This window comes from Actinomadura sp. NPDC048955 (genome assembly GCF_040649435.1).
GTDB classification, from domain to species: domain Bacteria; phylum Actinomycetota; class Actinomycetes; order Streptosporangiales; family Streptosporangiaceae; genus Spirillospora; species Spirillospora luteofluorescens.
In genome coordinates this window covers 1-23,634 of record NZ_JBEZJI010000005.1, presented here as the reverse complement: position 1 = coordinate 23,634, position 23,634 = coordinate 1, and the positions used below count along the sequence as shown (strand labels likewise).

At 73.2% G+C, this 23,634-nt stretch carries 23 protein-coding genes; 8 read left to right on the top strand and 15 right to left on the bottom strand.

Annotated features, from left to right (window positions below):
* Positions 1 to 79: 79 nt before the first annotated feature.
* The 4 genes from AB0C84_RS07030 to AB0C84_RS07015 are packed head-to-tail and all read right to left on the bottom strand — an operon-like array spanning position 80 to position 4,895.
* Positions 80 to 1,264 carry an acyl-CoA dehydrogenase family protein gene (locus tag AB0C84_RS07030; RefSeq protein ID WP_361062063.1) on the bottom strand — a complete coding sequence of 395 codons (1,185 nt, stop codon included), beginning with the start codon at positions 1,262 to 1,264 and terminating at the stop codon, positions 80 to 82.
* Positions 1,265 to 1,288: 24 nt separating this feature from the next.
* Positions 1,289 to 2,314 carry a ferredoxin--NADP reductase gene (locus tag AB0C84_RS07025; protein ID WP_361062060.1) on the bottom strand — a complete coding sequence of 342 codons (1,026 nt, stop codon included), beginning with the start codon at positions 2,312 to 2,314 and terminating at the stop codon, positions 1,289 to 1,291.
* Entirely contained in the window at positions 2,311 to 4,029 is a 1,719-nt protein-coding gene (locus AB0C84_RS07020; protein WP_361062057.1) for an FAD-binding protein, read from the bottom strand. Before AB0C84_RS07020 ends, AB0C84_RS07025 begins: the two co-directional genes overlap by 4 nt.
* The gene (locus AB0C84_RS07015; RefSeq protein ID WP_361062054.1) at positions 4,026 to 4,895 is read right to left on the bottom strand and encodes an alpha/beta fold hydrolase; all 870 of its coding nucleotides are present in this window, start codon (positions 4,893 to 4,895) and stop codon (positions 4,026 to 4,028) included. The genes AB0C84_RS07020 and AB0C84_RS07015 overlap by 4 nt, the downstream gene beginning before the upstream one ends.
* A gap of 284 nt (positions 4,896 to 5,179) precedes the next feature.
* Between AB0C84_RS07015 and AB0C84_RS07010 the strand changes: the two genes are divergently transcribed.
* Complete coding sequence (locus AB0C84_RS07010) at positions 5,180 to 5,794, top strand: flavin reductase family protein (RefSeq protein ID WP_361062051.1); 615 nt, start codon at positions 5,180 to 5,182, stop codon at positions 5,792 to 5,794.
* A 37-nt stretch (positions 5,795 to 5,831) separates the two neighbouring features.
* On the opposite strand, the gene AB0C84_RS07005 is transcribed toward AB0C84_RS07010, so the two are convergent.
* A complete protein-coding gene (locus AB0C84_RS07005; protein WP_361062048.1) occupies positions 5,832 to 6,830 on the bottom strand; it encodes an IclR family transcriptional regulator in 999 nt (332 codons plus the stop codon).
* A 179-nt stretch (positions 6,831 to 7,009) separates the two neighbouring features.
* Between AB0C84_RS07005 and AB0C84_RS07000 the strand changes: the two genes are divergently transcribed.
* Together AB0C84_RS07000 and AB0C84_RS06995 are read left to right on the top strand one after the other, a co-directional pair.
* A complete protein-coding gene (locus tag AB0C84_RS07000) occupies positions 7,010 to 7,882 on the top strand; it encodes a TIGR03619 family F420-dependent LLM class oxidoreductase (protein WP_361062045.1) in 873 nt (290 codons plus the stop codon).
* A complete protein-coding gene (locus tag AB0C84_RS06995; protein ID WP_361062042.1) occupies positions 7,879 to 8,373 on the top strand; it encodes a nuclear transport factor 2 family protein in 495 nt (164 codons plus the stop codon). The genes AB0C84_RS07000 and AB0C84_RS06995 overlap by 4 nt, the downstream gene beginning before the upstream one ends.
* 20 nt (positions 8,374 to 8,393) lie before the next feature.
* Here the strand turns inward: AB0C84_RS06995 and AB0C84_RS06990 are convergent, their stop codons facing one another.
* On the bottom strand, positions 8,394 to 9,194 hold the full coding sequence (locus AB0C84_RS06990) for a maleylpyruvate isomerase family mycothiol-dependent enzyme (RefSeq protein WP_361062039.1): 801 nt from the start codon (positions 9,192 to 9,194) through the stop codon (positions 8,394 to 8,396).
* A gap of 93 nt (positions 9,195 to 9,287) precedes the next feature.
* On the bottom strand, positions 9,288 to 10,202 hold the full coding sequence (locus AB0C84_RS06985; RefSeq protein ID WP_361062037.1) for an SGNH/GDSL hydrolase family protein: 915 nt from the start codon (positions 10,200 to 10,202) through the stop codon (positions 9,288 to 9,290).
* Positions 10,203 to 10,300: 98 nt separating this feature from the next.
* On the opposite strand from AB0C84_RS06985, the gene AB0C84_RS06980 reads away from it, so the two are divergent.
* Complete coding sequence (locus tag AB0C84_RS06980) at positions 10,301 to 11,497, top strand: helix-turn-helix domain-containing protein (RefSeq protein ID WP_361062034.1); 1,197 nt, start codon at positions 10,301 to 10,303, stop codon at positions 11,495 to 11,497.
* A gap of 39 nt (positions 11,498 to 11,536) precedes the next feature.
* Here the strand turns inward: AB0C84_RS06980 and AB0C84_RS06975 are convergent, their stop codons facing one another.
* The 3 genes from AB0C84_RS06975 to AB0C84_RS06965 form a co-directional block, all read right to left on the bottom strand.
* Positions 11,537 to 11,722 (bottom strand): hypothetical protein, encoded by a 186-nt coding sequence (locus AB0C84_RS06975; protein WP_179846603.1) that lies wholly within the window; start codon positions 11,720 to 11,722, stop codon positions 11,537 to 11,539.
* Positions 11,723 to 11,803: 81 nt separating this feature from the next.
* Positions 11,804 to 12,667 carry a GPR1/FUN34/YaaH family transporter gene (locus AB0C84_RS06970; protein ID WP_179846602.1) on the bottom strand — a complete coding sequence of 288 codons (864 nt, stop codon included), beginning with the start codon at positions 12,665 to 12,667 and terminating at the stop codon, positions 11,804 to 11,806.
* Positions 12,668 to 12,892: 225 nt separating this feature from the next.
* Complete coding sequence (locus AB0C84_RS06965; protein WP_361062029.1) at positions 12,893 to 13,306, bottom strand: STAS domain-containing protein; 414 nt, start codon at positions 13,304 to 13,306, stop codon at positions 12,893 to 12,895.
* 122 nt (positions 13,307 to 13,428) lie between these two features.
* On the opposite strand from AB0C84_RS06965, the gene AB0C84_RS06960 reads away from it, so the two are divergent.
* Positions 13,429 to 13,674 (top strand): DUF2630 family protein, encoded by a 246-nt coding sequence (locus AB0C84_RS06960; RefSeq protein ID WP_179846600.1) that lies wholly within the window; start codon positions 13,429 to 13,431, stop codon positions 13,672 to 13,674.
* A gap of 15 nt (positions 13,675 to 13,689) precedes the next feature.
* On the opposite strand, the gene AB0C84_RS06955 is transcribed toward AB0C84_RS06960, so the two are convergent.
* From AB0C84_RS06955 to AB0C84_RS06935, 5 genes are all read right to left on the bottom strand, one after another.
* Positions 13,690 to 15,366 carry an L-lactate permease gene (locus AB0C84_RS06955; protein ID WP_361062025.1) on the bottom strand — a complete coding sequence of 559 codons (1,677 nt, stop codon included), beginning with the start codon at positions 15,364 to 15,366 and terminating at the stop codon, positions 13,690 to 13,692.
* A 95-nt stretch (positions 15,367 to 15,461) separates the two neighbouring features.
* On the bottom strand, positions 15,462 to 17,522 hold the full coding sequence (locus AB0C84_RS06950) for a xanthine dehydrogenase family protein molybdopterin-binding subunit (protein WP_361062022.1): 2,061 nt from the start codon (positions 17,520 to 17,522) through the stop codon (positions 15,462 to 15,464).
* Positions 17,519 to 18,493 (bottom strand): xanthine dehydrogenase family protein subunit M, encoded by a 975-nt coding sequence (locus tag AB0C84_RS06945; RefSeq protein WP_361062019.1) that lies wholly within the window; start codon positions 18,491 to 18,493, stop codon positions 17,519 to 17,521. The genes AB0C84_RS06950 and AB0C84_RS06945 overlap by 4 nt, the downstream gene beginning before the upstream one ends.
* Positions 18,490 to 19,035 carry a 2Fe-2S iron-sulfur cluster-binding protein gene (locus AB0C84_RS06940; protein WP_361062016.1) on the bottom strand — a complete coding sequence of 182 codons (546 nt, stop codon included), beginning with the start codon at positions 19,033 to 19,035 and terminating at the stop codon, positions 18,490 to 18,492. Before AB0C84_RS06940 ends, AB0C84_RS06945 begins: the two co-directional genes overlap by 4 nt.
* 81 nt (positions 19,036 to 19,116) lie before the next feature.
* Positions 19,117 to 19,488 carry a phage holin family protein gene (locus AB0C84_RS06935; protein ID WP_258940365.1) on the bottom strand — a complete coding sequence of 124 codons (372 nt, stop codon included), beginning with the start codon at positions 19,486 to 19,488 and terminating at the stop codon, positions 19,117 to 19,119.
* 112 nt (positions 19,489 to 19,600) lie between these two features.
* Here AB0C84_RS06935 and AB0C84_RS06930 point away from each other — a divergent pair, with 112 nt between their 5' ends.
* The 3 genes from AB0C84_RS06930 (at position 19,601) to AB0C84_RS06920 (ending at position 23,527) form a co-directional block, all read left to right on the top strand.
* Positions 19,601 to 21,748 carry a germacradienol/geosmin synthase gene (locus tag AB0C84_RS06930; RefSeq protein WP_361062013.1) on the top strand — a complete coding sequence of 716 codons (2,148 nt, stop codon included), beginning with the start codon at positions 19,601 to 19,603 and terminating at the stop codon, positions 21,746 to 21,748.
* 196 nt (positions 21,749 to 21,944) lie between these two features.
* Positions 21,945 to 22,586, top strand: a complete 642-nt coding sequence (locus AB0C84_RS06925) for a sigma-70 family RNA polymerase sigma factor (RefSeq protein WP_361062010.1) — start codon at positions 21,945 to 21,947, stop codon at positions 22,584 to 22,586.
* On the top strand, positions 22,583 to 23,527 hold the full coding sequence (locus AB0C84_RS06920; RefSeq protein WP_361062007.1) for a hypothetical protein: 945 nt from the start codon (positions 22,583 to 22,585) through the stop codon (positions 23,525 to 23,527). Before AB0C84_RS06925 ends, AB0C84_RS06920 begins: the two co-directional genes overlap by 4 nt.
* Positions 23,528 to 23,634: the final 107 nt, after the last annotated feature.

Genomic DNA, 23,634 nt, shown 5'->3' with positions numbered 1-23,634 from the left:
CGGGCCGGGCTCGGTTGGAACGCGGCGTGCCGGGTGGTGGAGGCGCCCACTCCCCCGGCACGCCGCGAGTATGCGGGGCTCAGATCATCGACCGCATCGGGCCCTGCGGCGGCTCGATGTCCAGGTCCGTCAGGGCGGAGACGTGGTAGACCGAGCCCGGGACGTGGATGGCGTGGGCGAGGCCGACGTGCGCGTCCCGCCAGAACCGCTGGATCGGGTTGTCGCTGCGCATGGCGTTGCCGCCGGACCGCACGACGATCTCGTTCATCGCCTGCACCGCCCGCCACGCCGCGCGGACCTGGGTGCGGCGCCCGGCGGCGCGCTCGGCGAACGTCGGCACGTGCCCCGCGGCGACCATGTCGTACATGCGCGAGCAGTTGTCGAGCAGCGCCGTGCGGGACGTCTTGATCTCCTCGGCCGCCTCGCTGATCGCATACAGCACGTACGGGTCGTCCTTGATCTTCGTGCCGGTGATCTGGACGCGGTTGCGCTGGTAGGCCAGGTGGTGGTGCAGGGCGCCCTCGGCGATGCCGATCACGGCGGAGGAGATGCCGAGCGGGAACACGCAGGAGAACGGCATCAGGTAGGACGGGTTGGTCAGCCCCGCATCGCGCGGCGCCGAACCGTCCACGACCTTGGAGTACTCCAGCGTCCGGTACGCCGGGACGAACGCGTCCCTGACGATGATGTCCTTACTGCCGGTGCCCTTGAGCCCGGCGACGTCCCAGGAGTCCTCGACGATCTCGTAGTCCGAGCGCGGCAGGATCATGTGCAGGGACCGCGGCGGCTGCGCCATCCTGCCCTCGTCGTCGCCCAGCATCGCGCCGAGGAAGATCCAGTCGCAGTGGTCGGTGCCGGAGGAGAACTGCCAGCGGCCGTTGAAGACGTAGCCGCCGTCCACCGGCCGGGCGATGCCCATCGGCGCGTACGGGGAGGCGATCCAGGTGTCGGGGTCCTCGCCCCAGATCTCCTCGCGCACCTTCGGGTCGGCGTAGGCCATCTCCCACGGGTGGACGCCGACGATGCCGGCGACCCAGCCGGTGGAGCCGTCCAGGGAGGCGATCCCCATCACCGTCTCGGCGAACTCGCGGGGGTGGACCTCCAGGCCGCCGTGCGCCTCCGGCTGGAGCAGCCGGATCGCGCCCGAGTCCTTGAGGATCTTCGCCGCCTTGTCGTCGAGCCGGCCGAGCGCCTCGCTGGCCGGGCCGAGCTCGCGGATCTGCTCCGCCCTCTCCATGATCGTGTCAAGCACGCGGTCAGCCATCGCCTGTCTCCCGTATGTGTTTCGTCAGCCGTCGTAGGTGATCTTCAGCCGGTCGGTGACCGGCCTCGCCTGACAGGCGAGGATGAGGCCGTCGGCGAGATCCTGCTCGTCGAGGACCGTGTTGGCGTCCAGGGTGACCTCGCCCTCCAGCGCCACGCAGGCGCACGCCGAGCAGGAACCCTCCCGGCAGGAGAACGGCGCGTCGACCCCGGCGCGCAGCAGCGCGTCGAGGAGGCGCTCGGACCTGCGCCACGCGACCGTGCGGGTCTCGCCGTCCAGCTCGACTTCGATCTCGCCTGCGTCGCCGTCCTGCGCCTCCGCCTGGTCCGGCGCGGCCTCGGGCTCCTCGAACGGGTCGCCCTCCAGCGAGAAGAACCGCTCGGCGTGCACCTTCGCGCCGAGGCCGGTGAGCGTCCCGGAGACCATGTCCATGAAGATCTCGGGCCCGCACACGTACACGGGGCGCCCCGCGTAGGGGCCCGCCAGCGACCGGACGGCGGCGGCCGTCGGCAGGCCCTGCACCGACTCCAGCAGGTGGACGACGGTGAGCCGGTCCGGGTACCGCTCGGTCAGCTCCCTCAGTTCGTCGGCGAAGATGACGGACCGCTCGTCCCGGTTGGCGTACAGCAGCGCCACCTTCGCGGAGCCGCCCGCCAGGCACGACTTGAGGATCGACATGACCGGGGTGATGCCGCTGCCGCCCGCGACGAGCAGCAGGTCCTCGTCGAGCGAGGGCGGGGTGAACGTGCCCGCCGGGCGCAGCACCTCCAGGAGGTCGCCCGCCGTGACGTTGTCGCAGATCCAGTTGGACCCGACACCGCCCGCGACCCGCTTGACCGTCACCTTCGGCCGGTCGTCGGTGAGCGGCGAGCTGCACAGCGAGTAGCAGCGCGCGGCCCAGCCGCCCTCGGCCGGGACCCGGACGGTGAGGAACTGACCGGGCCGGTAGGCGAACCGCTCCCGGCCGCCCTCGACGGGTTCGAGGACGAGGGAGTGCGCGTCGGCCGTCTCCCGGACGACCTCCACCACCCGCGCCTTCAGTGCCGTCATGAGCGTCCCGCGGCCTTCCCGGCGGACCCCCCGGTGCCGGCCCGCCCGGCGGCGTGCCGGGCGGCGATGTAGCCGAACACGATCGCCGGGCCGATCGTGGCGCCCGGGCCCGCGTACTCGTTGCCCATCACCGACGCCGAGGAGTTGCCCGTCACGTACAGGCCCTCGATGACCGTCCCGTCCCCGCGCAGGACGCGGGCGTGCTCGTCGGAGACGAGGCCGCCCTTGGTGCCGAGGTCGCCGACCTCCATCCGGAACGCGTGGTACGGCCCGCCCTCGATCACGTCCAGGTTCGGGTTCTTCAGGTTCGGGTCGCCGTAGTAGCGGTCGTAGGCGGAGTCTCCGCGGCCGAACTCGGGGTCCTTGCCCTCGCGCGCGTACCGGTTGAACGTCTCGACGGTCTCGCCGAGCGCGTCCGCCGGGACGCCGATCTTGCCGGCCAGCTCGGCGAGCGTGTCCGCCTTGAACGCGATGCCCGCCTCGTAGAACGCCTTCGGGATCGGCGCGCCCGGCAGGATCTGCGCGAACGGGTAGCGGGCCCGGGCCTTGGCGTCCATCACGAACCAGCAGGGGACGTGCCCGCCCTCCAGCTGGTCGTGGACGAAGTTGACGTACGGGGCCGACTCGTTGGTGAACCGCTTGCCGTCCTGGCCCACGATCACCGACCGCGGGATGCACCGCTCCGACAGCAGCGGGATCGTCGCCCCGGCCGGGTGCCGGACGGCGGGCATCCACCAGGCGTCGTCCATCAGGTCCAGCGCCGCGCCGACGCTCTCACCGGCGCGGATGCCGTCGCCGGTGTTCTCGCGGGCGCCCATCGCGAAGTCCTCCTGGCCGCCCTTCGGCAGGTAGGCGTCGCGCATCTCCTGGTTGTGGTCGAAGCCGCCCGTCGCGAGCAGGACGCCCCGGCGCCCGCGGACGCGCAGCGCCTCGCCGTCGCGCCGGACGACGACGCCGGTGACGCGGCCGTCCTCGACGACGAGCTCGGTCATGGGGGTCTTCAGCCAGAGCGGGATCCCGGCGTCCTTCAGCGCCATCCGCAGCCGCGCGGCGAGCGCCCGGCCGCCGGTCGCCATGTGGCGGCGGCGGACCATGTTGGACGACACGCGCCACGCCGCGACCAGCGACGCGCGCCGGCCCGTCCAGGTGCGCTTGGCCATCGCGAGGTCGTGGTAGTCCTTCGCGGTGATCCACAGGCCGAGCGGGCCCTTCATGCTGTTCGGCCGCTGGAACCGCTCGTCGTCGCCGAGCTTGCGGGTGTCGAACGGCTTGGCCTCGATGGACCGGCCGAGCGGGCGCCCGCCCTCGTACTCGGGGTGGTAGTCGGCGTAGCCCTTCGTCCAGAAGAACTGCATCCACCTGCTGCGGCAGAGCAGCTCCATGGCGGCGGGCCCGTTGTCGACGAACGCGTCCAGCCGCGCCGCCGGGACGCGCCCCTCGGTGAGCCGGTCCAGGTAGCGGCGGATCGACTCGCGGCTGTCGTCGTGGCCGCGCGCCTTCAGCGTCGGGTTGTTGGGGATCCAGATGCCGCCGCCGGAGATCGCGGTGGAGCCGCCGAACTTCTTGCCCTTCTCCACGATCAGCGCGGAGAGCCCCTCGTCGTGCGCGGCCAGCGCCGCGGCCATCCCGCCGCCGCCGCTGCCGACGATGACGAGGTCGTACTCGTGGTCCCAGCCGCCCGCTCGCTCCCGGCCGTTCGCCGCCTGGTCGCTCACCGCTCGTCCTTCCGGGTCAGGAACGCCAGCACGGCGCTCTCCCAGGCGGACTTCTGCTCGATCATCACCCAGTGCCCGCAGTTCGGGAAGATGTTCACCTGGACGTTCGGGATCGTGCGCATCGGCACGAGCACCATGTCGACGGGGCTGACCCGGTCGTCGCGGCCCCAGGTGATCAGCGTCTCGGCCTTGAGCCTGTGGAGCATCGCCCAGTAGGGCGGCTCGTCGGAGGCCGCCATCGCCTTGGCGCGGGCCGCCATCGCCTTCGACCCGTACATGCGGCGCGCGCCGGCGAGGGTGTCGGGGTCGGTGGCCTGCTTCCAGCGCTCCTCGATCATCTCCTCGGTGACGATCCGCGGGTCGTACACCATCGAGTTCAGCCACCGGACGAGGCCCTCGCGGGTCGGGTCGTCGGTGAACTCCGCCAGCAGCCTGATCCCCTCGCCGGGCGCGGGGCTGAAGACGTTGCGCCCGATCCCGCCGATGGTGACCAGCCGCCGGACGCGCTCGGGGTGCCGCAGTGCCACCTGCGTCGCGACGATGCCGCCCATGGAGTTGCCGATGACGTCGACCTGGTCGAGGCCGAGGCCGTCCAGGAACCGCACGACGGCTCCGCCGGCGGCCATCATCGGGTGCTCGTCGGTCGGGTCGCTGACCCCGAAGCCGGGGAACTCCAGGACCAGGCAGCGGAAGTGCTCGGCGAACCGGGCGAGGTTGCCGCGGTAGTTGCGCCAGCCGGTGACGCCGGGACCGGAGCCGTGCAGCAGCAGCAGCGGCGGGCCCTCGCCGGCCTCGTGGTAGCGCAGGACGCCCTGGTCGGTGGCGAGCTCGCGCAACGTCGACTCGTAGGTCAGCTCCGCAGGCATGATCTCCCAGTCCTTCGACGGTGGCTTGTCCGGAACGTAATCGGCGGGACGGCGTGGTCAGGCGGTGGATCCCGATCAGCGGGACGCGGGTCCCGGGGCGGCTCGGCGTGCCCGTCCCGGCGCCCGCTTCCACTCATCGGGATCGGGGCGCGTGGCCGCGCGGGGGCGTGCCTACCTTCGGGCTCACCGGCCGCCCCTTGACCGGTGCCGGGTGAGTACCCGTTAGTGGAAATACCGCATAGTGGATCCGAACGCCCGCCCGCTCGCAGCCCCGAGGTGAACACATGCCAGCCGAGCCAGCGCTCACGCCCCTGCACGACGCCGTCGCGAACGACTCGCGGGCGGACGCCGCGGCCGCGCCGGAACCGGCGGACTTCCGCAAGGCCATGGCGGAGTTCGCGACGGGCGTCACGGTCGTCACCGCCCTCGACGGCGGCGAGCCGGTCGGCTTCGCCTGCCAGTCGTTCGCGTCGGTGTCGCTGGACCCGCCGCTGATCCTGTTCTGCGCGGACAAGCGCGGCCGGTCGTGGCCCCGGATCCGCTCCGCGGGGCGGTTCTGCGTGAACGTGCTCGGCGAGGAGCAGCGCGACCTGTGCGAGCGGTTCGGGTCGAGCCGGGGCACCAAGTTCGAGGGGCTGGACTGGGAGGAGTCGCGGTGGGGCGCCCCCGCCCTGCCGGACGTCCTGCTCGCGGTCCACTGCGTCGTGCACGACGTGCACGAGGCCGGCGACCACGAGGTGGTGATCGGGCGGGTCCTGGCGGTGGACCGGCACGAGGTGGTGGACGGCGCGTGGCGGCGCCCGATGGTGTTCTTCCGCAGCCGGTTCGGCGTCGGGGAGCCCGACGCGCCGATCGCGCCCGACCCGTGGGGCATCGGCGACCGGTGGGGCTGGGGCTGACCTCGCCCCCGGCGTCGACCTCACGTCCGGCCGCCCGTCACATCCAGTCGCCGCGCCCGTCGACCGCGAGCAGCCGGTTCATCGTCTCCGGCGACCAGCTGGTCTCCTCGCCGGTCCGGACGGCGCGCCGGGTGCGCCCGCCGGGGCGTCCCGCGCGGGAGCCGGGGGCCGAGCCGGGGAAGAGGATCTGCGAGGCCTCGCGGGCGGCGGTGACGACCAGCGGCGCGACGTTCTCCAGCGGCGCGCGGATGTCGCCGACCAGGGAGATCCCGGCGACGGGCCCCTCCGCGCCGCGGATCGCCGCGGCGACGCAGGCGATGCCGGGGTAGGACTCGCCGCGCTCGAAGGCCAGGCCGCGGCGCTGCCGGATGCGGTGCAGCTCCTGGTGGAGGGTGCCGAGCTCGCCGATCGTGCGGCTGGTGAAGCGGCTGATGCCCGAGCCGAGCAGCGCGTCCACCTGCTCGGGCTCCAGCCACGCCAGCATCGCCTTGCCGAGCGCGGTGCAGTGCGCCGGGGCGCGGCCGCCGACCCGCGACGGGACGGAGGTGGCGAGCCGCCCGCCGAGCTTGTCCAGGTAGAAGATGTCGGCGCCGTCCAGGACGGCCAGGTGCGCGACGAGCCCGGTGGTGACCTGCAGCTCGTGCAGCAGCGGCGCGGCGGCCTCGCGGATCTTGCCGTGCCCGCCGTCCTGCCCGCCGAGGCCGAGGGCGCGCTGGCCGAGCCCGTAGCCGAACGAGTGGTGCGCGAGCCAGCGCTGCCGGACGAGCTGGTCGAGGATGCGGTGCGCGGTGGAGCGCGGCAGCCGGGTGCGGCGGGCGACGTCCTCCAGGGTCAGCCGGGCGGTGGGCCCGTTGAACGCGTCGAGGATCAGCGTCATCCGCTCGATCATCGACGGCGGCGACTCCCGGTGCGCGGTCGACATGACCTCCCGCCGCGCCATGACCTCCGCCCCGCTCCCGGCCTCCGGCGTGGTCATGGCCTCCGGCGTGGTCATGGCCTCCGGCGTCGCTGCCTCCGGCATCGTGGCCTCGGTCATCGCACCTCCCAGAACATGACTGAAATGAATTCTTGTTACCTGGAATGTAGCAACCGCTTGCTGTCAACGGAAGAGGGGGAGTAAGACCAGGTCAGCCGGATCGAGAGCGAGTGGGACCGCACCCCAGGTCGGAGCGTGCGCCGTGATAGAACGTTTTTCTGCCAACGAGGGGAGCAGCGATGCGTGTCGGGATCGTCACGCCGGTGGTGGCGCAGCCGCCCGGCCATGCCGGCTGGGAGCGCGGCGCGGGCATCGAGGAGATCGCCCTGGTCGCCGGGACCGCCGACCGGCTCGGCTACCACCACGTGACGTGCAGCGAGCACGTCGCCGTCCCGGCCGAGGCGGCCGAGCAGCGCGGCGGCGTCTACTGGGACCCGCTCGCCACCTTCGGCTACCTCGCCGCCCGCACGTCCCGGATCCGGCTCGCCACGCAGGTGCTCGTCCTCGGCTACCATCACCCGCTCGCCATCGCCAAGCGCTACGGCACGCTCGACCAGGTCAGCGGCGGGCGGCTCGTGCTCGGCCTCGGCGTCGGCAGCCTGGAGGAGGAGTTCGGCCTGCTCGGCGCCCCGTTCGCCGGCCGCGGCGCCCGCGCCGACGACGCGCTGGCCGCGCTCCGCGCGTCCCTGTCGCGGCGGACGCCGGAGTACCGCGGCGAGCACTACTCCTACTCCGGGCTGGTCGTGGAGCCGCACGCCGTCCAGGACCGCGTCCCGCTGTGGGTCGGCGGCCGCTCCGGCCGCTCGCTGCGCCGCGCGCTGGACGCCGACGGCTGGGTCCCGTTCGGCCTGCCGCTGCGCACGCTCGCGGAGATGCTCGCGGACGCCGACGTGCCGCCCGGCTTCGACGTCGTCCTCGCGCCGTCGCGCCCGCTCGACCCGATCGGCGCGCCGGAGGCGGCCGGGACGGCGCTGGCCCGGCTGCGCGAGGCGGGCGCCACGATCGCCGGCGTCCGGATGGAGTCGGAATCGGCGCGGCACTACTGCGAGCAGCTCGCCGCCCTGCGCGGGCTCGCCGCCGACTACGGCCTGGTGTTCGGGGAGGAGGCGTGAGCGTCGAAGCCCGCCTGGCCGCCCTCGAAGGGCGGCTGCGCGCCCTGGAGGACGAGCGCGAGATCACCCGGCTGATCCTGTCCTACGGGCCGCTGGTCGACGGCGGCTGCGCGTCCGAGGTCGCCGGGCTCTGGGAGCCGGACGGCGTCTACGACGTGGACGAGCTGATGATGACCGGGCACCCGGAGATCGAGGCGATGGTCCGGTCGGCGAACCACCAGCGGTGGATCTCCGGCGGCTGCGCGCACGTCGTCGGCCCGCCGCACGTCGCGGTCGCCGGCGACGAGGCCACCGCCGTCGGCTACACCCTCATGATCGTCAAGCGGCCGGACGGCTTCGTGCTGCGCCGCGCCACCGCCAACCACTGGCGGCTGCGGCGCACCGCGTCCGGCTGGCGGGCCGTGACCCGCACCAACCGCGTCCTCGACGGCCGCGAGGAGTCGCCCGACCTGCTCGCCTCCCACTTCCCGGGCGCCGTCCGGCACCGCTGAGGCACGCGGGGTTCAGGGGTTCAGGGGGTGACGCCCATGGTGGCGAGGATCCTCCCGGCCAGTTCCCCGTCGCCCTCGGTGCGGACGGTGACGTCGCCCGCACCGCAGCGCCCCGCGGTCAGCCGGACGTAGGTCTCCCAGTCCATGGCGATTCTCGCCGCCGGGGACGCCGGGGCGTCCGACCACGCGCCGCGGCCGTCGTCGCCGACCGTGACGGCGACCTCGAAGTCGGGCGGACCGGAGATCGAGAGGGCGGCGCTCCGGCCGGGCTCGCCCTTCGCGGCGCGCGCGACGATGCGGGGCAGGGGACGGCTCAGCAGGTCCCAGAAGCACCGCGCCGCCGGGGCGTCGAGGTTGCCGGGACGGCCGACCGCGCGCCGGATGTCCTGCTCGTGGGTCCAGCAGTCCATGGCGCGGAACTCCATGAACCGCGTGTAGGGGCCCTCCCTGCCGTCCGGGCACATCAGGATTCGGTCGGGGTCCTCGCCGGCCAGCTGCACGAGGCGGCGTTCGAACGCGTCCGCCAGCTCCGCCGCGACCTGAGGGCCGGGCACGGGCCGGCGGGCGTGCACGGCGTTCTCGAGGTAGCGGGCGAAGTCGTTGCGGAGGTGGTCGAGCTCGGGCAGCTCGACGGGCGGCGCGGGATCGCCGAGCAGGTCGCGCTCCACGCCGGCGAGGTGGGAGAACTGGTCCTTGACCGTCCAGCCGGGACACTCGGTCGGCCGGTCCCAGTCGTCGTCGCCCAACGTCGCGGCCAGCGCGAGCGTCGAGCGGATCGTCTGCTCGTAGGCGGCGGTGTTGGCGCGCATCTGCTCGTTCATCTCAGCCCCTCGATGTCGCACAGCACGACGGCGTGACGCAGCTTACGGCCCGTCCCGGCCGAGGGGGGCGGCCGGGACGGGCCGTCCGCGGGTTCAGGCGCCGAGAACGCCGCCGATGACGGCGGCGTAGGCGGCCTCGCCCGACGCGTTCGGGTGGAGGGGGGCGGCGGCGTGGACGGGGACGTAGCCCTCGACCCAGCGCTTGGACGACGACTGGCAGGCGTCATGCCCGGCGCTGGGCGTGACCAGGTCGATGTAGGTCCCGCCGTGCGCGGTCGTCTGCTGGCGGATCACGTCGTTCATCGCGTTCACGGAGCCCTGGAGGAAGTTGGCGTCCGTGGGGAGCACGGGCTGCACGGGCCAGCAGCCGTTCTGCTTGATGTAGAGGCCGTAGCCGGTCACGACGATCCGGGCCTTCGGGGAGCGGGCGCGGATGCCGTCCAGGACGGCGGACAGCTTCGGGCTGAAGTCGCGGGTGCGCTGGGCGACCTGGTCCTCGAACTCGCCCTTGCACGGGGTGGCGGTGGGGTCGAGGGTGGCGCAGTCCTGGGCGATGCCGACGAGGCCGACGTCGTTGCCGCCGATGGTGAGGGTCACCAGCGTGGTCGACGCGGTGAGCGCGTCGAACTGCGGCGGGACGGTCCCGGTGTCGACGCCGCCGACGCTGGTGCTCTGCGACTGGGTCATGTGGGTGCTCTTGGCACCGCTGCACGTGACGTCCCGCAGGGTGACGCTGAGCCGGGAGGCCAGCTCGTGCGCGTAGTTGTGGGTGGAGCGCCCGCAGCCGACCGGGCCGGTGATGTTCGGGATGAGCGGGCCGGACGCCATCGAGTCGCCGAGCGCGACGTACTCCCCCGCGTCCGCCGCCGCGGGCACGGCCGTCCCGCCGAGGGCCGCCCCCGCCAGGACGATCGCACCGGCCGCGCCCTTCAGGACCCGGCCTTTCGGGACCCGGCCCCTGCGGCTCGGGGCGGTGGACGGGCGGCGGCCGTTGCGCAGACGCATCATGAGCTGACTCCCGGCGTCATGGACGATGTCGCCGTGATCGTCCAGAATCTGGACACGCCGTTCAACTGGCGTGAGGACAGACTCTTCCGGGAGCCGTTGTGACGCGGGACAAGACGCCGGCGCTGCGGGTGGCGGGCCGGCCGGTGGCGGCCCATCTGCGGGTCAGGGCGCCGCTGCTGACCCGCAGAGTCGTGGCCCGGCTGCTCGCCGAGCTGCCCGTCTACGCCGAACTGCCGCAGGAGGAGGTCGCCGGGGACATCGCCGGGATCGTCCAGCACAGCCTGCGGCAGTTCGCGGACGTCCTGGAGCGGCGCCGGCCGGCCCGCGCGGCCGACTTCGCCCGGCAGCGCGACTCGGCGGCGCTACGGGCCGAGGAGGGCGTGCCGCTGGACGCGATCCTCGCCGCCTACCAGATCGGGGCGGCCATGGCCTGGGAGGAGCTGACCGCCGGGGCCGAGCCCGCCGACCTGCCCGCCTTCCAGGAGGCGCTCGGGTACTTCCTCGACTTCCAGCGGCTGCTGACCTCGGCCGTCAGCGCCGCCTACCTCGAGGTGCGGCAGATCCTCGACAGCCAGGAGCACGGCGGCCGGCACGCCCTGATGACCGCGCTGCTGGCGGGGGACACGGCGGGGCACCGCCCGGCGCCGCGCTACGCCGTCCTGACGCTGGCGTTCGGCCCGCATCCGGACGAGACGGGCTCGGGGCAGCGCGCCCGCATCGCCGCCCGCCGCAAGATCCGCCGCGTCCGGACCGCCCTGGACGCCGTCGCCGACGAGCCCGCCCTCACGGCCCTGGACGCCTCGGGAGGGACGGCCCTGCTCCCCTTCTCCTCCGGCTGGGAGGCCCTGCACGACCTGGTCGCGGGCGCGGCGAAGGCGGCCGACATCGAGGTGAGCGCCGCCGCGGAGCTCACCGGCCCGGCGGGCGTGCCGGGCGCCGTCGCCCAGACCGCCGAGATCATGGAACTGGTCCGCCGGGCGGGCCGCCCGCCCGGCCTGTACCGGCTCGCCGACGTCCTGCTGGACTACCAGCTGAGCCGCCCGAGCGGCGCGCTCGCCGCGCTGGCGGCCCTGCTGGCGCCGCTGGACCGCAGGCCGGACCTGCTGGGCACGCTGGAGCGCTACCTGGCGTTCGACCTGGACCGCCGCGCCACCGGCGCGGCTCTGCACGTCCATCCGAACACGGTCGCCTACCGCGTGCGCCGTATCAGCGCCCTCACGGGACTGGACCCGGGGCGCCCCGGCGACCTCCAGTTGCTGAACGCCGCCCTGGTGGCCCGCCGCTCCCTGCGCTGATCCGGCCGGGCCGGATCAGGGGAGACCGGGGCGGGCGCGTCAGGCGTGCTCGGTGCGGAGGTGGTGCTTGAGCGTCGCGAGCTCAAGGTGCGGCGCGTGGCAGCGGTCACAGGCCCAGACTCCGCTGGGTATGGTCACGCCGCGCGTCGCGCCGTCCTCGCGCGCGCACAGGTGGTTGTAGGACTGGACGAGGCGCCGCCACGTCCGCCGGACCGCCGATGACATTCCCGCTTCCCCTCCGAACCCGTTTGAGTACTCCAGGGCTCAGCATAGGGTAACGGGAATGTCAAGGCGAAACGCCGGACATCACTGCCCGATCTTCAGGCCCGGTTCGCCCTGCCGGTACTCCAGGGGCCGGACCCCCCGGCCGCCGGGAATGTTGGCGCCCTTGCGGATCATGCCCGTGGGCAGGATCGTCCGTCCGAAGCTGCTCGCGAACATCATCGCGGCGGCCGCGTACAGGGCGATCGCCGAAGCCGCGACGAACAGCCAGCCGCCGGTGGTGAGCGGCCAGGTCGAGCCCGCCCAGAATCCCGCGGCCGTGAAGCCCGCGCCGACCGCCAGGCAGCCCCAGACCAGGGCCGTCATCAGGTTCTCGCCGAGTGCGGCGAGCGCGCCCAGTCCGGTGATCACCGCGAGCGGGATGAACCAGAACGCGAAGCCCTGATACGCGGTACCGAGGACCGGTGCCAGCGCCACCGGCGCCGCGCCGATGCTCACCAGCAGGAACAGCAGGCCCCAGCCGATGAAGAACGTGCCCCACATTCCGTGCATCGCGGTGGCCACGCCGTCCCGCGCCCGGTAACCCCACAGGCCCGCCAGCAGCTGCGCGATGCCGCCGAAGGTCAGCACGAACGGCCACAGGATGAGCGGGGTGCCGACGCCGCCGTACCATCCGGCCTGCCACGCGCCCACCATCATGGCCGCGGCGGCGAGCCCGAACAGTCCGAGGATCGACGGCGACGCGATCGGCTGCAGGAAGACGCGGGTGCGGTCCTCCCAGAGCGCGTGCTCGCCGGCCTGGTCCGCGCCCCTCGGGGGCGCCATCGCCGCGCCCTGGCCCTGTGCGGCCGCGCCGTGCGCCGGCGTGGCCATGCCCTCCGCGGGCATCGCCGATCCGGTGTGCTCGCCGGGCATCGGCGCGGATTGATGCTCTCTACGCCTTGCCATGAGATCCCCCTCTGAATCGGAGAGCTGTAAACCCCTCCTAACCGTGTTCTAGCAGGTCAAACGGCATATGACCGTTTCCTGAAGAGGTTCGCGTTTGTGGCCGGCACCCTTTGCCGAGCGCTGACGCGGGCATGGCGATCCGGTGGCCCGGCGTCCGGCAGGCCGCCGCCACGAGCCGGCGACCCGCCGCCATGAGCTGGGGCCTCGCTTCTGCTCTCCGGTGTCTCAGCCCCGCGGCGGGCAGTGGATCTCCAGGCCGGGGGTGGCGTTCCAGCCGATCAGCGTGAAGAGTCGCTCGATGTGCGGAGGGACCCCGTGCAGGACGAGGAGGCCGTCGCGGTCGTGCAGGTCGCGGGCGGCCTCGCTGAAGGCGCGCAGGCCCGCGACGTCCATGAACTCCACCCCGGACAGGTCGGCGTGCAGATCTCCGGACCCGCGTTCCCGGACGGCGCGCAGGGCGCGCGCGACCGCGGCGGTGTTGGAGACGTCGACCTCCCCGGCGAGCAGCATCCGGGGCACACCCGACGCGGCCGTGATGCGCAGCAGCGCGGAGTCGTGCTCGACGATGTCGTACCGGGGGGCCTCCCGCGCACCGGGGTCGGGGCCGCCCTCGCCGCCGGTGATCCGCCAGACCGTCATCTGCTCCTCACCCTCAACGGGGCGCCGCCGCTACCGTGCGCGGCCCCGTATATGCAAGGCTCTCACCTGTCGGGACCTTCTGGACCCCACCAGAGCGGAAAACCACGATCGGAAGCCATTTCATGGACGAGAAGGCGATCCTGGAACGTATCAACGATTTCATCGAGGAGGAACACGCCCTCCGGCAGGCGCACGAGCGGGCGGAGACCTCCAACGCCGAGGCCCAGTCGCGGCTGCGGGACCTGGAAGTGGCGCTCGACCAGTGCTGGGACCTGCTGCGCCAGCGGCGGGCCCGCATCGCGGCGGGACAGAACCCGGACGACGCCCACGTCCGTCCCGCCGGCGAGGTGGAAGGCTACCGGCAGTAGCGCCTCACGGGCCCGTCACGGGACCATCCAGCCGAGCACCGCGGTGGACTGCAGGCCGGAGAGCAGGCACATCCCGGCGAGGAACAGCAGGCTCCACAGCACGACGCGGCGGAAGATGTCGCCCTCGCGCCCGTCGAGGCCGACCGCCGCGGCGGCGATGGCGAGGTTCTGCGGCGACACCATCTTGCCGAGGACGCCGCCGGAGCTGTTGGTCGCCGCCATCAGGACCGTCGACAGGTCGGCCTTGTTCGCGGCGGTGACCTGCAGGGAACCGAACAGCGAGTTGGACGAGGTGTCCGAGCCGGTGACGGCGGTGCCGAGCCAGCCGAGGATCGGCGACAGCAGTGCGAACGCGCCGCCCGCCCCGGCCATCCACGTCCCGAGCGTCACGGTCTGCCCGGAGGCGTTCATCACGAACGCCAGCGCCAGGACGGCCATGACGGTGACGATCGCCCACCTGAGCTGGACGAGGGTCGTCCAGTAGGCGCGCACGGCCCGGCGGAGGCCGACGCCGAGGGCGGCCATGGTGATCAGCCCGGCGACGAGCATCTGCGTGCCGGGTGTGGTCAGGTAGTTGAAGGTGAAGGTCGGCAGGGCCAGCGGCTTGCCGGACGGGCCCGTGAGGTGCAGGCCCGGCCAGGAGAACGTCCGCGTCGCCCGGTCCAGGAGGTCCTTGACCGGCCCGATCTGGCAGACGACGAAGACCGCGATGATGATCGCGTAGGGCGCGTAGGCGCGGGCGACCTCGGCGCGCGGGTCCGCGCCCCGGCTCCCGTCCCGTCCCTCGTCCCGCCCCTCGTCCCGTCCCTCGACGCGGGCGGCGAACTCCGGGGTCGGCTCGTCCGCCGCGCCGCCCGCGACCGGGGCGGGCCTGGCCGCCGCCGACGGGCGCAGCCGCACGGCGAGGACGACGGCCGCGGCCGAGACCAGCGACGCCACGACGTCGGCGAGCGGCACCGAGACGAAGTTCGCCGTGACGTACTGCGCGGCGCCGAACGCGGCGCCGCACAGCAGGGCGACGGGCCAGGTCTCGCGCAGGCCGCGCCGCCCGTCCACGATGGCGACGAGGACGAGCGGGACGAACACGGCGAGGATCGGGGTCTGCCGCCCGACCATGGCGCCGAGCGTGTCGCTGGACTCGCCGGTGACCTTGCCGAGCGTGAGGATCGGCGTCGCCATCGCGCCGAACGCGACGGGCGCGGTGTTGGCGGTGAGGGCCAGGACGGCCGCCTTGAGCGGCGGGAAGCCGAGCGCGATCAGCATGACGGAGGTGACCGCGACCGGCGTGCCGAACCCGGCCAGGGCCTCCAGCAGCGCGCCGAACGAGAACGCGATCAGCACCGCCTGGAGCCGGTTGTCGTCGCTGACCTGCGCGAACGACCGGCGCAGCACGTCGAAGTGGCCGGTGGCGACGGTGATGTTGTAGACCCAGAGGGCGTTGATGACGATCCACAGGATCGGGTAGAAGCCGAACGCGGCGCCCTCCGAGCCGGCCAGGAGCGCCTGGCCGGCGGGCATGCCGTACGTCCAGACGGCGACGGCCAGCGCGACGGCCAGCGCGATCAGGGACGCCAGCCACGCGCGCATGCGGACGCCGCCGAGCAGGACGAACAGCACGGCCAGCGGCAGCGCGGCGACCAGGGAGCTCCAGCCGAGCGAGTCGGCGACGGGATCGAGGACCTGCTGGTACACGGCGATCACCTCGTGGGGTAGTGGTCGCCCCCGAGTACACGGTCTCTACCCGGCCCGGTGACGGAGATCACCTTGATAGTGAACTTTTCAATCGGTCAGAGCTCCGGGAGAAGCCGGGCCGGGGTGATGGGCAGGTCGCGGACGCGGATCCCGGTGGCGTGGTGGACGGCGTTGCCGACCGCCGCCGCCGCGCCGACGATGCCGATCTCGCCGATGCCCTTGGCGCCCATCGGGTTCAGGTGGGGGTCGGACTCCTCCACCCACGCGGCGTCGACGTCGCGGATGTCGGCGCAGGCCGGGACGTGGTACTGGGCGAGGTCGCGGGTGAGATAGTCGCCGAACTCCCGGTCCATGACGCTCTGCTCCATCAGCGCCATCCCGACGCCCATCGTCATCCCGCCGATGAACTGGGAGCGGGCCGTCGTCGGGTTGATGATCCGGCCGGCGGCGAACACGCCGAGCATCCTGCGGACGCGGACCTCGCCGGTGTCGGCGTCCACCTCCACCTCGGCGAACTGCGCGCCGAACGCGTGCCGGGCGTACGCCGCCCGGGCCTTGAGCTCATCGCCGGTGTCGGCGGACGCCTCGACGCCCTCGGGCGGGACGGCGCCGTTCAGCTTGCCGCGCAGGGCCTCGCAGGCCCGCACGACGGCCGTGCCCCAGCCGGCCGTCCCGCCGGAGCCGCCCGCCACCGACGCCCTTGGGAACGAGCTGTCACCGATCTCCATCCTGATGTCGGCGAGGTCCTCCTTGAGGGTCTCGGCGGCGATCAGGGCGAGGGCGGTGCGGGCGCCGGTGCCGATGTCGGCCGCGGCGATCCGGACGGTGAACGTCCCGTCGGGCTCGGCGCGGGCCGTGGCCCGGTTGGGGCTCTGGTAGGCGGGATAGGTGGACGACGCGACGCCCATACCGACGAGCTTGCGGCCCTCCCGGCGGGCCCCGGGCCGGGGGTCGCGCCCGGCCCACCCGAAGCGTTCGGCGCCTTCGCGGAGGCACGCGACGAGGTTGCGGGAGCTGAACGGCAGCCCGCTCTCCGGATCCCGGTCGGTGTCGTTGCGCACGCGGAGCTCGACCGGGTCGATGCCCGTCGCGACGGCCAGCTCGTCCATCGCCGTCTCGAGGGCGAACATGCCGGGCGTCTCACCCGGGGCGCGCATCCAGGACGGCGTGGGCACGTCCAGCGGCACCACCCGGTGCGAGGTGAGGCGGTGCGGGGCCCGGTACAGCATGCGCGTGGGCGTCGCCGTCTGCTCGGCGAACTCCTTGACGGTGGAGGTCTGCTCGGCCACCTCGTGCAGGATCGCGTTCAGCCGCCCGTCCTCGCCGGCGCCGAGCCGGACGCGCTGGACGGTCGGGGTCCGGTAGCCGGTGGTGGCGAACATCTGCTGGCGCGGGACGGCGAACTTCACGGGACGTCCCGCGGCGCGCGCGGCCATCGCGGCGAGCACGACGTTCGGCCGGGGCGTCCCCTTGGAGCCGAACCCGCCGCCCACATGCGGCGACACGACGTGCACCCGGCCCCGGTCCAGCCCGAAGATCTTCGCGATCGTGGACTGGACGGTCGACGCGCCCTGGTTGGAGTCGTAGAGCGTGAGGGAGCCGTCGTCGTTCCACCGGGCGATCGTGGCGTGCGGCTCCATCGGGTTGTTGTGCTCGGCCGGGGTCGTGTAGACGGCGTCCACCCGCACGTCCGAGCCGGCGAACGCCTCCTCCGGCTCGCCCTGCTCGGTGTCCGCGGGGAACACCGGGTTCACCTTGTCCGGCTTGTAGAGGCCCGGATGGTCGGCGCGCAGCCCCACGTCCGGCGCCTCCTCCTCGGCGTACTCGACGCGCAGGAGACGGGCGGCCTCCCGCGCGGTCTCCAGGGTCTCGGCGACCACCGCGGCGACGAACTGGCCGCGGTAGGAGACCGTCCGCGACTGGAACAGGGCCAGCTCGCCGTCCGAGGTGTCGCTGAGCTCGGGAGGGTTCTCGCAGGACAGGACGGCGAGCACCCCGGGCAGCCGCAGCGCGGCCTCGGCGCCGACCGACGCGACCCGGCCCTTGCCCACGCTCGCCTGGACCGCCGCTGCGTAGGCGGCGTCCCGCACGGGGTACTCGAACGCGTACCGCGCCGTCCCCGTGACCTTCTCGCGGCCCTCCAGCCGGTCGGTCATGACTCCTCCCCCAGCTCGGTCAGCGTCCGGACGATCAGGTTGCGCGCCAGCGGCACCTTGTAGGCGTTGTCGCGCAGCGGCTCCGCGGCCTCCAGTTCGGCCTCGGCGGCGCGCACGAAGGACTCCTCGGTCGCCTCCGCGCCGCGCAGGGCCTCTTCGGCGCGCCGCGCCCGCCACGGCTTGTGGGCGACGCCGCCGAGGGCCAGCCGGACGTCCCGCACCCGGCCGCCGTCGACGTCCAGCGCCGCCGCGATGGAGACCAGCGCGAACGCGAACGACGCTCGCTCGCGGACCTTGCGGTAGCGGGACGGCACGCCCAGCTCGGGGACCTCGACGGCGGTGATGAGGTCGCCCGCTTCGAGCGTGGTGTCGCGCTGGGGTTCGTCACCGGGGAGCCTGTACAGGTCTTCGATGGGGATGGTCCTTTCCCCGCCGCGCCCCCGGACACGTACGGACGCGTCCAGAGCGGCCAGCGCCACGGCCATGTCGGACGGGTGCGTCGCGACGCAGGCGTCCGAATGACCCATGATCGCCAGGTTGTGGTGCTCGCCCTCCCGCGCCGGGCACCCGCTGCCCGGGGCGCGCTTGTTGCACGGTTTGGAGGCGTCCTGGAAGTAGGAGCAGCGAGTCCGCTGGAGCAGGTTCCCGCCGACCGTGGCGAGGTTGCGGATCTGCCCGGACGCCCCTGCGAGCACCGCCTGCGCCAGGACCGGATGCCCCTCGCGGACGGTCCGGTCGGCGGCGACGGCGCTGTTGGTCACCGCCGCGCCGATGACGAGGCTCCCGTCCGGCCGCAGTTCGATCTGGTCGTACGGGAGATGCGCCACGTCGACGAGCCTGGCCGGCTCCTCCACCCCGAGCCGCATCAGGTCGACGAGGTTGGTTCCCCCGCCCAGGTAGACGGCTCCGTCCTGGTGGCGTCGCAGGGCGTCCTCCGCGCTGGTGGCGCGCTCGTACGCGAAAGGCCTCATGCCTCAGCCCCCTCCCGGCGCCGCGCGGCCTGCTTGAGCGCCGCGACGATGCCGACATAGGCGCCGCACCGGCACAGGTTGCCGCTCATGCGCTCGCGTATCTCGTCGTCGTCCAGGACGGGATCGGACCCCAGATCGCCGGTGACGGCGCTGGGCCAGCCGCGTTCGGCCTCGTCCAGCATCCCCGTGGCGGAGCAGAGCTGGCCGGGCGTGCAGTACCCGCACTGGAAAGCGTCGTTCTCGACGAACGCCTTCTGGACGGGGCTGAGCTCACCGTCCTGCGCCAGACCTTCGACCGTGACGACGTCCGCTCCATCGTGGGCGACGGCCAAGGCCAGGCATCCGTTCGCCCGGTGCCCGTCGAGAAGGATGGTGCAGGCTCCGCACTGGCCGTGGTCGCAGCCCTTCTTCGACCCTGTCAGGCCGAGTTCCTCGCGCAGCACGTCCAGGAGGGACGCTCGGGTGTCGACGTTGAGCCGGTGCTCGGTCCCGTTCACGACCAAGGTGACGTCGGCGCGCACCGGGGTGGCTTCGCTGTCCATGCCGGGGTGCCTACCCCGGATATCCCATCGGTCACAGAACCTCGGCCGCCGCGTCGAAGGGCCAGGCTCGGCCCCGGGCGATCAGTCGTTGTCGGTGAGGATCTCCACGACCTGCCGGGCCGTGTCGGTCGGCAGCGGCGCCGGCAGCCCCTTCCACTTGCGGGACGCCGCCATCGCCGCCGCGCCCGCCCCTCCCCCGTACACGGCGGCGGTGATGAACGACGCCAGCTCGGGGGGCAGCTTCCTCTCCAGCAGCAGCACGTTCATGCGGTAGGTGGCCGCGGTCGCCATGACCCCGAACGCCCCGGCCACCGCCCCCAGGCGCAGCGCCGGGACGCGCTGCCTGGCCTTATTGATCATCTCTTCCTGCGCCGCCTCGACCACACGCCGGGCGAGCACGAGGTTCTGCTCCAGCGGGTCGTTGGCCGCGGCAGGTCTGCGCGACTTCGACATGACCTCGGCTTACCCCCGTATTGGGGGGAGATTCCGGCAAGCAATGTATCACTTTCAGTGACTTTGCATGTGCTGTAGGTTGCCGAACCGGACCCGACAGAGAGGCCGGTACATGCAACCCTTCGAGCTGCCCGACTTCTACGTCCCGTACCCCGCGCGGCTCAACCCGCATCTGGAGGGCGCGCGGCGCCACACCATGGCGTGGGCGCGCGAGATGAGGATGCTGGACGCCGACCGGGACCCCGGCACCCCCGACATCTGGGACGAGCGAGACCTCGAAGGGATGGACTACGCCCTGCTGTGCGCCTACACGCACCCCGACTGCGCGGCCCCGGAACTCGACCTCGTCACCGACTGGTACGTCTGGGTCTTCTACTTCGACGACCACTTCCTGGAGGTCTTCAAGAAACCGCAGGACCAGGAGGGCGCCCGCACCTACCTCGACCGGCTGCCGCTGTTCATGTCGCTCGACCCGCCCGAACCGGTCAACGCCGTCGAGCGCGGGCTCGCCGACCTGTGGGCGCGGACCGTCCCGGCGCGCTCGGACGCCTGGCGGCGCCGCTTCTCGGTGAGCACCCTGAACCTGCTGCGCGAGTCGCTGTGGGAGCTGTCCAACATCAGCACCGGCCGGATCCCCAACCCGGTCGAGTACATCGAGATGCGGCGCAAGGTCGGCGGGGCGCCGTGGTCGGCCGACCTCGCCGAGCACGCCGCGGGCGTCGAGATCCCCGAACGCGTGGTGGCGACGCGGCCCCTGCGCGTCCTGAAGGACACCTTCTCCGACGCCGTCCACCTGCGCAACGACATCTTCTCCTACCAGCGCGAGACCGAGACCGAGGGCGAGGTCAACAACTCCGTCCTGGTGATGGAGCGGTTCCTGTCGGTCGCGCCGCAGGTCGCCGCCGACACCGTGAACGACCTGCTCACCTCCCGGCTGCGCCAGTTCGAGAACACCGCGGTGACCGAACTGCCGCACGTCTTCGAGGACCACGCCCTCGGCCCGGTGGAACGGGCGAGCGTCGCCGCCTACGTGAAGGCCCTCCAGGACTGGCAGTCCGGCGGCCACGAATGGCACCTGCGGTCCAGCCGGTACATGAACGACAGGTCGCTCGGGATGTCCGCCGCCCGCATCCCCGCCCTGTTGAAGTCGGCGCGGATCAGCCTCCCCCACGTCCCGTTCCAGAAGGTCGGGCCTACGCCGCTGCCTTCGTTCGACATCCCTTACGCGGCCCGTACGAACCCCCACCGCGAGCGCGCCGGGCGCAACCTGCCGGCCTGGGCACGGGAGATGGGCATGTTCTCCCCGCATCCCCGGACGCCCGTCCCGGTGTGGAGCCCCGACCGGCTCACCGGGATGGCGCTGGAGGTCTGCGGCGCCTCCCTCGTCCCCGGCGCGGATCCGGAGGCGCTCGACCTCGCCGTCCAGTGGCTGGCGTGCGGCACGTTCGGCGACGACTTCTTCCCGGCCGTCTTCAACCGCGACCGCGACATGGCGGGCGCGAAGGCGTTCAACGCCCGCGTTCCCCGGTTCATGCCGCTGGACTGCGGCGCCACCCCCGCCCCTGAGAACCCGTTCGAGGCGGCGCTGGCGGACCTGTGGCCCCGCACCGCCGGGCCCATGGACGACCGGGGCCGCCGCGAGTTCCGCGCGGCCGTCGAGCACATGGTCGAGAGCTGGGTGTGGGAGCTGAACAACCACCTCCAGTCGCGCGTCCCCGACCCCGTCGACTACATCGAGATGCGCCGGCACACCTTCGGCTCCGAGCTGACGATGAGCCTGGCGCGCATCGGGCGCGCGAACGAGGTTCCCCCGCACGTCTTCGAGACCCGCACCCTCCGCGAGATCAGCGCCTCCGCGATGGACGTCGGGGGCCTGCTGAACGACTGCTTCTCCTACCGGAAGGAGATCGAGTACGAGGGCGAGCTGAACAACGGCGTCCTCGCCGTCGAGAACTTCTTCGGCTGCGGCCGCGACGAGGCGCTGCCCATCGTGGCCGACCTCATCGCCTCGCGCCGCCGCCAGTTCGAGCACCTCGCCGACGGCGAACTCCCCGCCCTCTGCGAACTGCTCGACCTGGACGCGGCCGCCCGGGACGCACTTTCCTCGTACGTCGAGGAATTGCGCGACTGGATGGCCGGCATCCTCTCCTGGCACCGCGAGACCGACCGCTACGACGAGCGCGAGCCCGTGTTCCGGCTCCCCAAGCCCGCCGGTCTGGGGACGTCGGCCTTCCACTTCCTCGCGCGCGCCGCCCGCTGAGCGGCGCCCCTCTCAGGCCGCCGCCCCGGTCCCCGCCCCGGGACGGCGACCTGAGAGGCAGAGCGGGAACGTCTGCGTTGAAGTGCTGTGCCGCGTTGAATTGCTGTGCTGTGTTGAAGTGCTGTGCTGAAATGCTCGGCGATGTGCGGACATGTGCCCTGCGTCCGGTGAGAACGCCGCGACGAGAGGAGAGGGCTTGCCATCCCCATCGCGAACACCCCACCCGCAGGAATCCCGCCCGCCCGACGACCGGCGCCGCCGCTTCGAGGACGTCTACGCGGCCAACCGCGCCCGCATCCTCGGGTACGCGCTGCGCCGCACCAGCGACCCGCAGGACGCCGCCGACGTCCTGGCGGAGACGTTCCTCACGGCCTGGCGGCGGCTCGACGACGTCCCGCCCGGTGACCAGGCCCGCCTGTGGCTGTACGGGGTGGCCCGGCGCGTCCTCGCCAACCACCACCGCGGCGAGCGCCGCCGGTCCGCGCTGGCCGCCGACCTCGGCTCCCGGCTGCGCGACGGCCTGACCGGCCACGACGCGCCCGGCGGTGACCTGGCCGGCGTCGGCGCCGCGTTCCGCGGCCTGCCCGAGTCCGACCGCGAGCTGCTGGCCCTGGTCGGCTGGGAGGGGCTCGACCACGGCGAGATCGCGACCGTGCTCGGCTGCTCCCGCAACGCGGTGCGGATCCGCCTGCACCGCGCCCGCCGCCGGTTCGCCCGGGCCCTGACCCGCACGGACGCCGACGCCCCCGCCGCCTCCACGCACCTGCCCGCCGCACCCCTGCCCACCGCGCCCCTGCCCGCAGCGGGGCGGCGGATCCCGAACGGAGACCCCACATGAACCGCGACATCGACCCGCTGATCGGGGGGCTCGCCTCCGTCACCGACCGTCAGGCCGGGGCCCTGCTGCCCGACGACGCGGCCACCGCCCTCGCCGACCGCATCACCGCGACCGCGGTCCCCTCGGCCGCCCCGCGCAGGCGGCGCTCGCCGGTCATGCTCATCGGCCTCCCGCTGGCCGCGGCGGGCATCGCCGGCGCCGCCGTCACGGCGGTCGCGATGGCCCGCGACGGCGGATCCGGCGGGGCCCCGGCCATCACCCCGGCGAGCCCGCGCGTCGGCCTGGTCGCGGCGCTGACGTTCACCCGCAAGGGCGGCTACATCGACGTGCGCGTCCGCGACCCGCTGGCCGACCCGAAGCGCTACAAGGAGGAGTTCGCCGCCCACGGCCTCGACGTCACCCTGTCGATGGTCCCGACCTCCCCGTCCATCGTCGGCACGGTCGTCATGATGGACACCAGCGAGAACACCACCGAGCGCGACGTCACCACGATCACCGCCAAGGGCGAGTGCGAGACCGGCGGCGCGGGCGACGTCTGCCCGGTCGGCGTCCGGATCCGCACCGGCTACAAGGGCACCGCCACCATCGCCTTCGGGCGGGAGGCCCGTCCGGGTGAAAAGTACGACAGCACCGCCCCCGCCACCGCCCCCGGCGAGGTCATGCACGGCATGACCTACCGCAAGCACCGCGTCGGCGAGGTGCTGGCGGCCCTGCGCGAGCGGCACGTCACGGTGCCGGAGTACCGCGCCATGGAAGGGAACGTCAGCAAGGTCCTGAAGTCCGGCCAAGCGCCGCCCACGTGGTACGTCCACGACGCGGTCCCCTGGGCCAAGAACCAGGTCCTCCTCTTCGTGGGCCCGAACCCGACCGAGACCGCCAGCGCCCAGCCGCCCTCCAGTGCCCCCGGCGCACCGAGCGCGACCCCGACCAGGACCCCGTGACCACCGGCGGACCGCCCCGGCCGGGGGGGGGCGCCCCGCCCCGGGGGGGGGGGGGTGCCCGGCCCCGCGGGGGTTCGGGCCGGGCGGGGGGGCCCGGCGGCCCCGGG

Bases quoted from the DNA above. Each gene is read 5' to 3' on its own strand.
- AB0C84_RS06930 (WP_361062013.1), top strand. From the start codon at position 19,601: ATGCAACCCTTCGAGCTGCCCGACTTCTACGTCCCGTACCCCGCGCGG.
- AB0C84_RS06990 (WP_361062039.1), bottom strand. From the start codon at position 9,194: ATGAACGAGCAGATGCGCGCCAACACCGCCGCCTACGAGCAGACGATC.
- AB0C84_RS06935 (WP_258940365.1), bottom strand. From the start codon at position 19,488: ATGTCGAAGTCGCGCAGACCTGCCGCGGCCAACGACCCGCTGGAGCAG.
- AB0C84_RS07005 (WP_361062048.1), bottom strand. From the start codon at position 6,830: ATGACCGAGGCCACGATGCCGGAGGCAGCGACGCCGGAGGCCATGACC.
- AB0C84_RS06970 (WP_179846602.1), bottom strand. From the start codon at position 12,667: ATGGCAAGGCGTAGAGAGCATCAATCCGCGCCGATGCCCGGCGAGCAC.
- AB0C84_RS06940 (WP_361062016.1), bottom strand. From the start codon at position 19,035: ATGGACAGCGAAGCCACCCCGGTGCGCGCCGACGTCACCTTGGTCGTG.
- AB0C84_RS07000 (WP_361062045.1), top strand. From the start codon at position 7,010: ATGCGTGTCGGGATCGTCACGCCGGTGGTGGCGCAGCCGCCCGGCCAT.
- AB0C84_RS06920 (WP_361062007.1), top strand. From the start codon at position 22,583: ATGAACCGCGACATCGACCCGCTGATCGGGGGGCTCGCCTCCGTCACC.
- AB0C84_RS06965 (WP_361062029.1), bottom strand. From the start codon at position 13,306: ATGACGGTCTGGCGGATCACCGGCGGCGAGGGCGGCCCCGACCCCGGT.
- AB0C84_RS06950 (WP_361062022.1), bottom strand. From the start codon at position 17,522: ATGACCGACCGGCTGGAGGGCCGCGAGAAGGTCACGGGGACGGCGCGG.
- AB0C84_RS06985 (WP_361062037.1), bottom strand. From the start codon at position 10,202: ATGATGCGTCTGCGCAACGGCCGCCGCCCGTCCACCGCCCCGAGCCGC.
- AB0C84_RS06945 (WP_361062019.1), bottom strand. From the start codon at position 18,493: ATGAGGCCTTTCGCGTACGAGCGCGCCACCAGCGCGGAGGACGCCCTG.
- AB0C84_RS07025 (WP_361062060.1), bottom strand. From the start codon at position 2,314: ATGACGGCACTGAAGGCGCGGGTGGTGGAGGTCGTCCGGGAGACGGCC.
- AB0C84_RS06975 (WP_179846603.1), bottom strand. From the start codon at position 11,722: ATGTCATCGGCGGTCCGGCGGACGTGGCGGCGCCTCGTCCAGTCCTAC.
- AB0C84_RS07015 (WP_361062054.1), bottom strand. From the start codon at position 4,895: ATGCCTGCGGAGCTGACCTACGAGTCGACGTTGCGCGAGCTCGCCACC.
- AB0C84_RS07030 (WP_361062063.1), bottom strand. From the start codon at position 1,264: ATGGCTGACCGCGTGCTTGACACGATCATGGAGAGGGCGGAGCAGATC.
- AB0C84_RS07010 (WP_361062051.1), top strand. From the start codon at position 5,180: ATGCCAGCCGAGCCAGCGCTCACGCCCCTGCACGACGCCGTCGCGAAC.
- AB0C84_RS06960 (WP_179846600.1), top strand. From the start codon at position 13,429: ATGGACGAGAAGGCGATCCTGGAACGTATCAACGATTTCATCGAGGAG.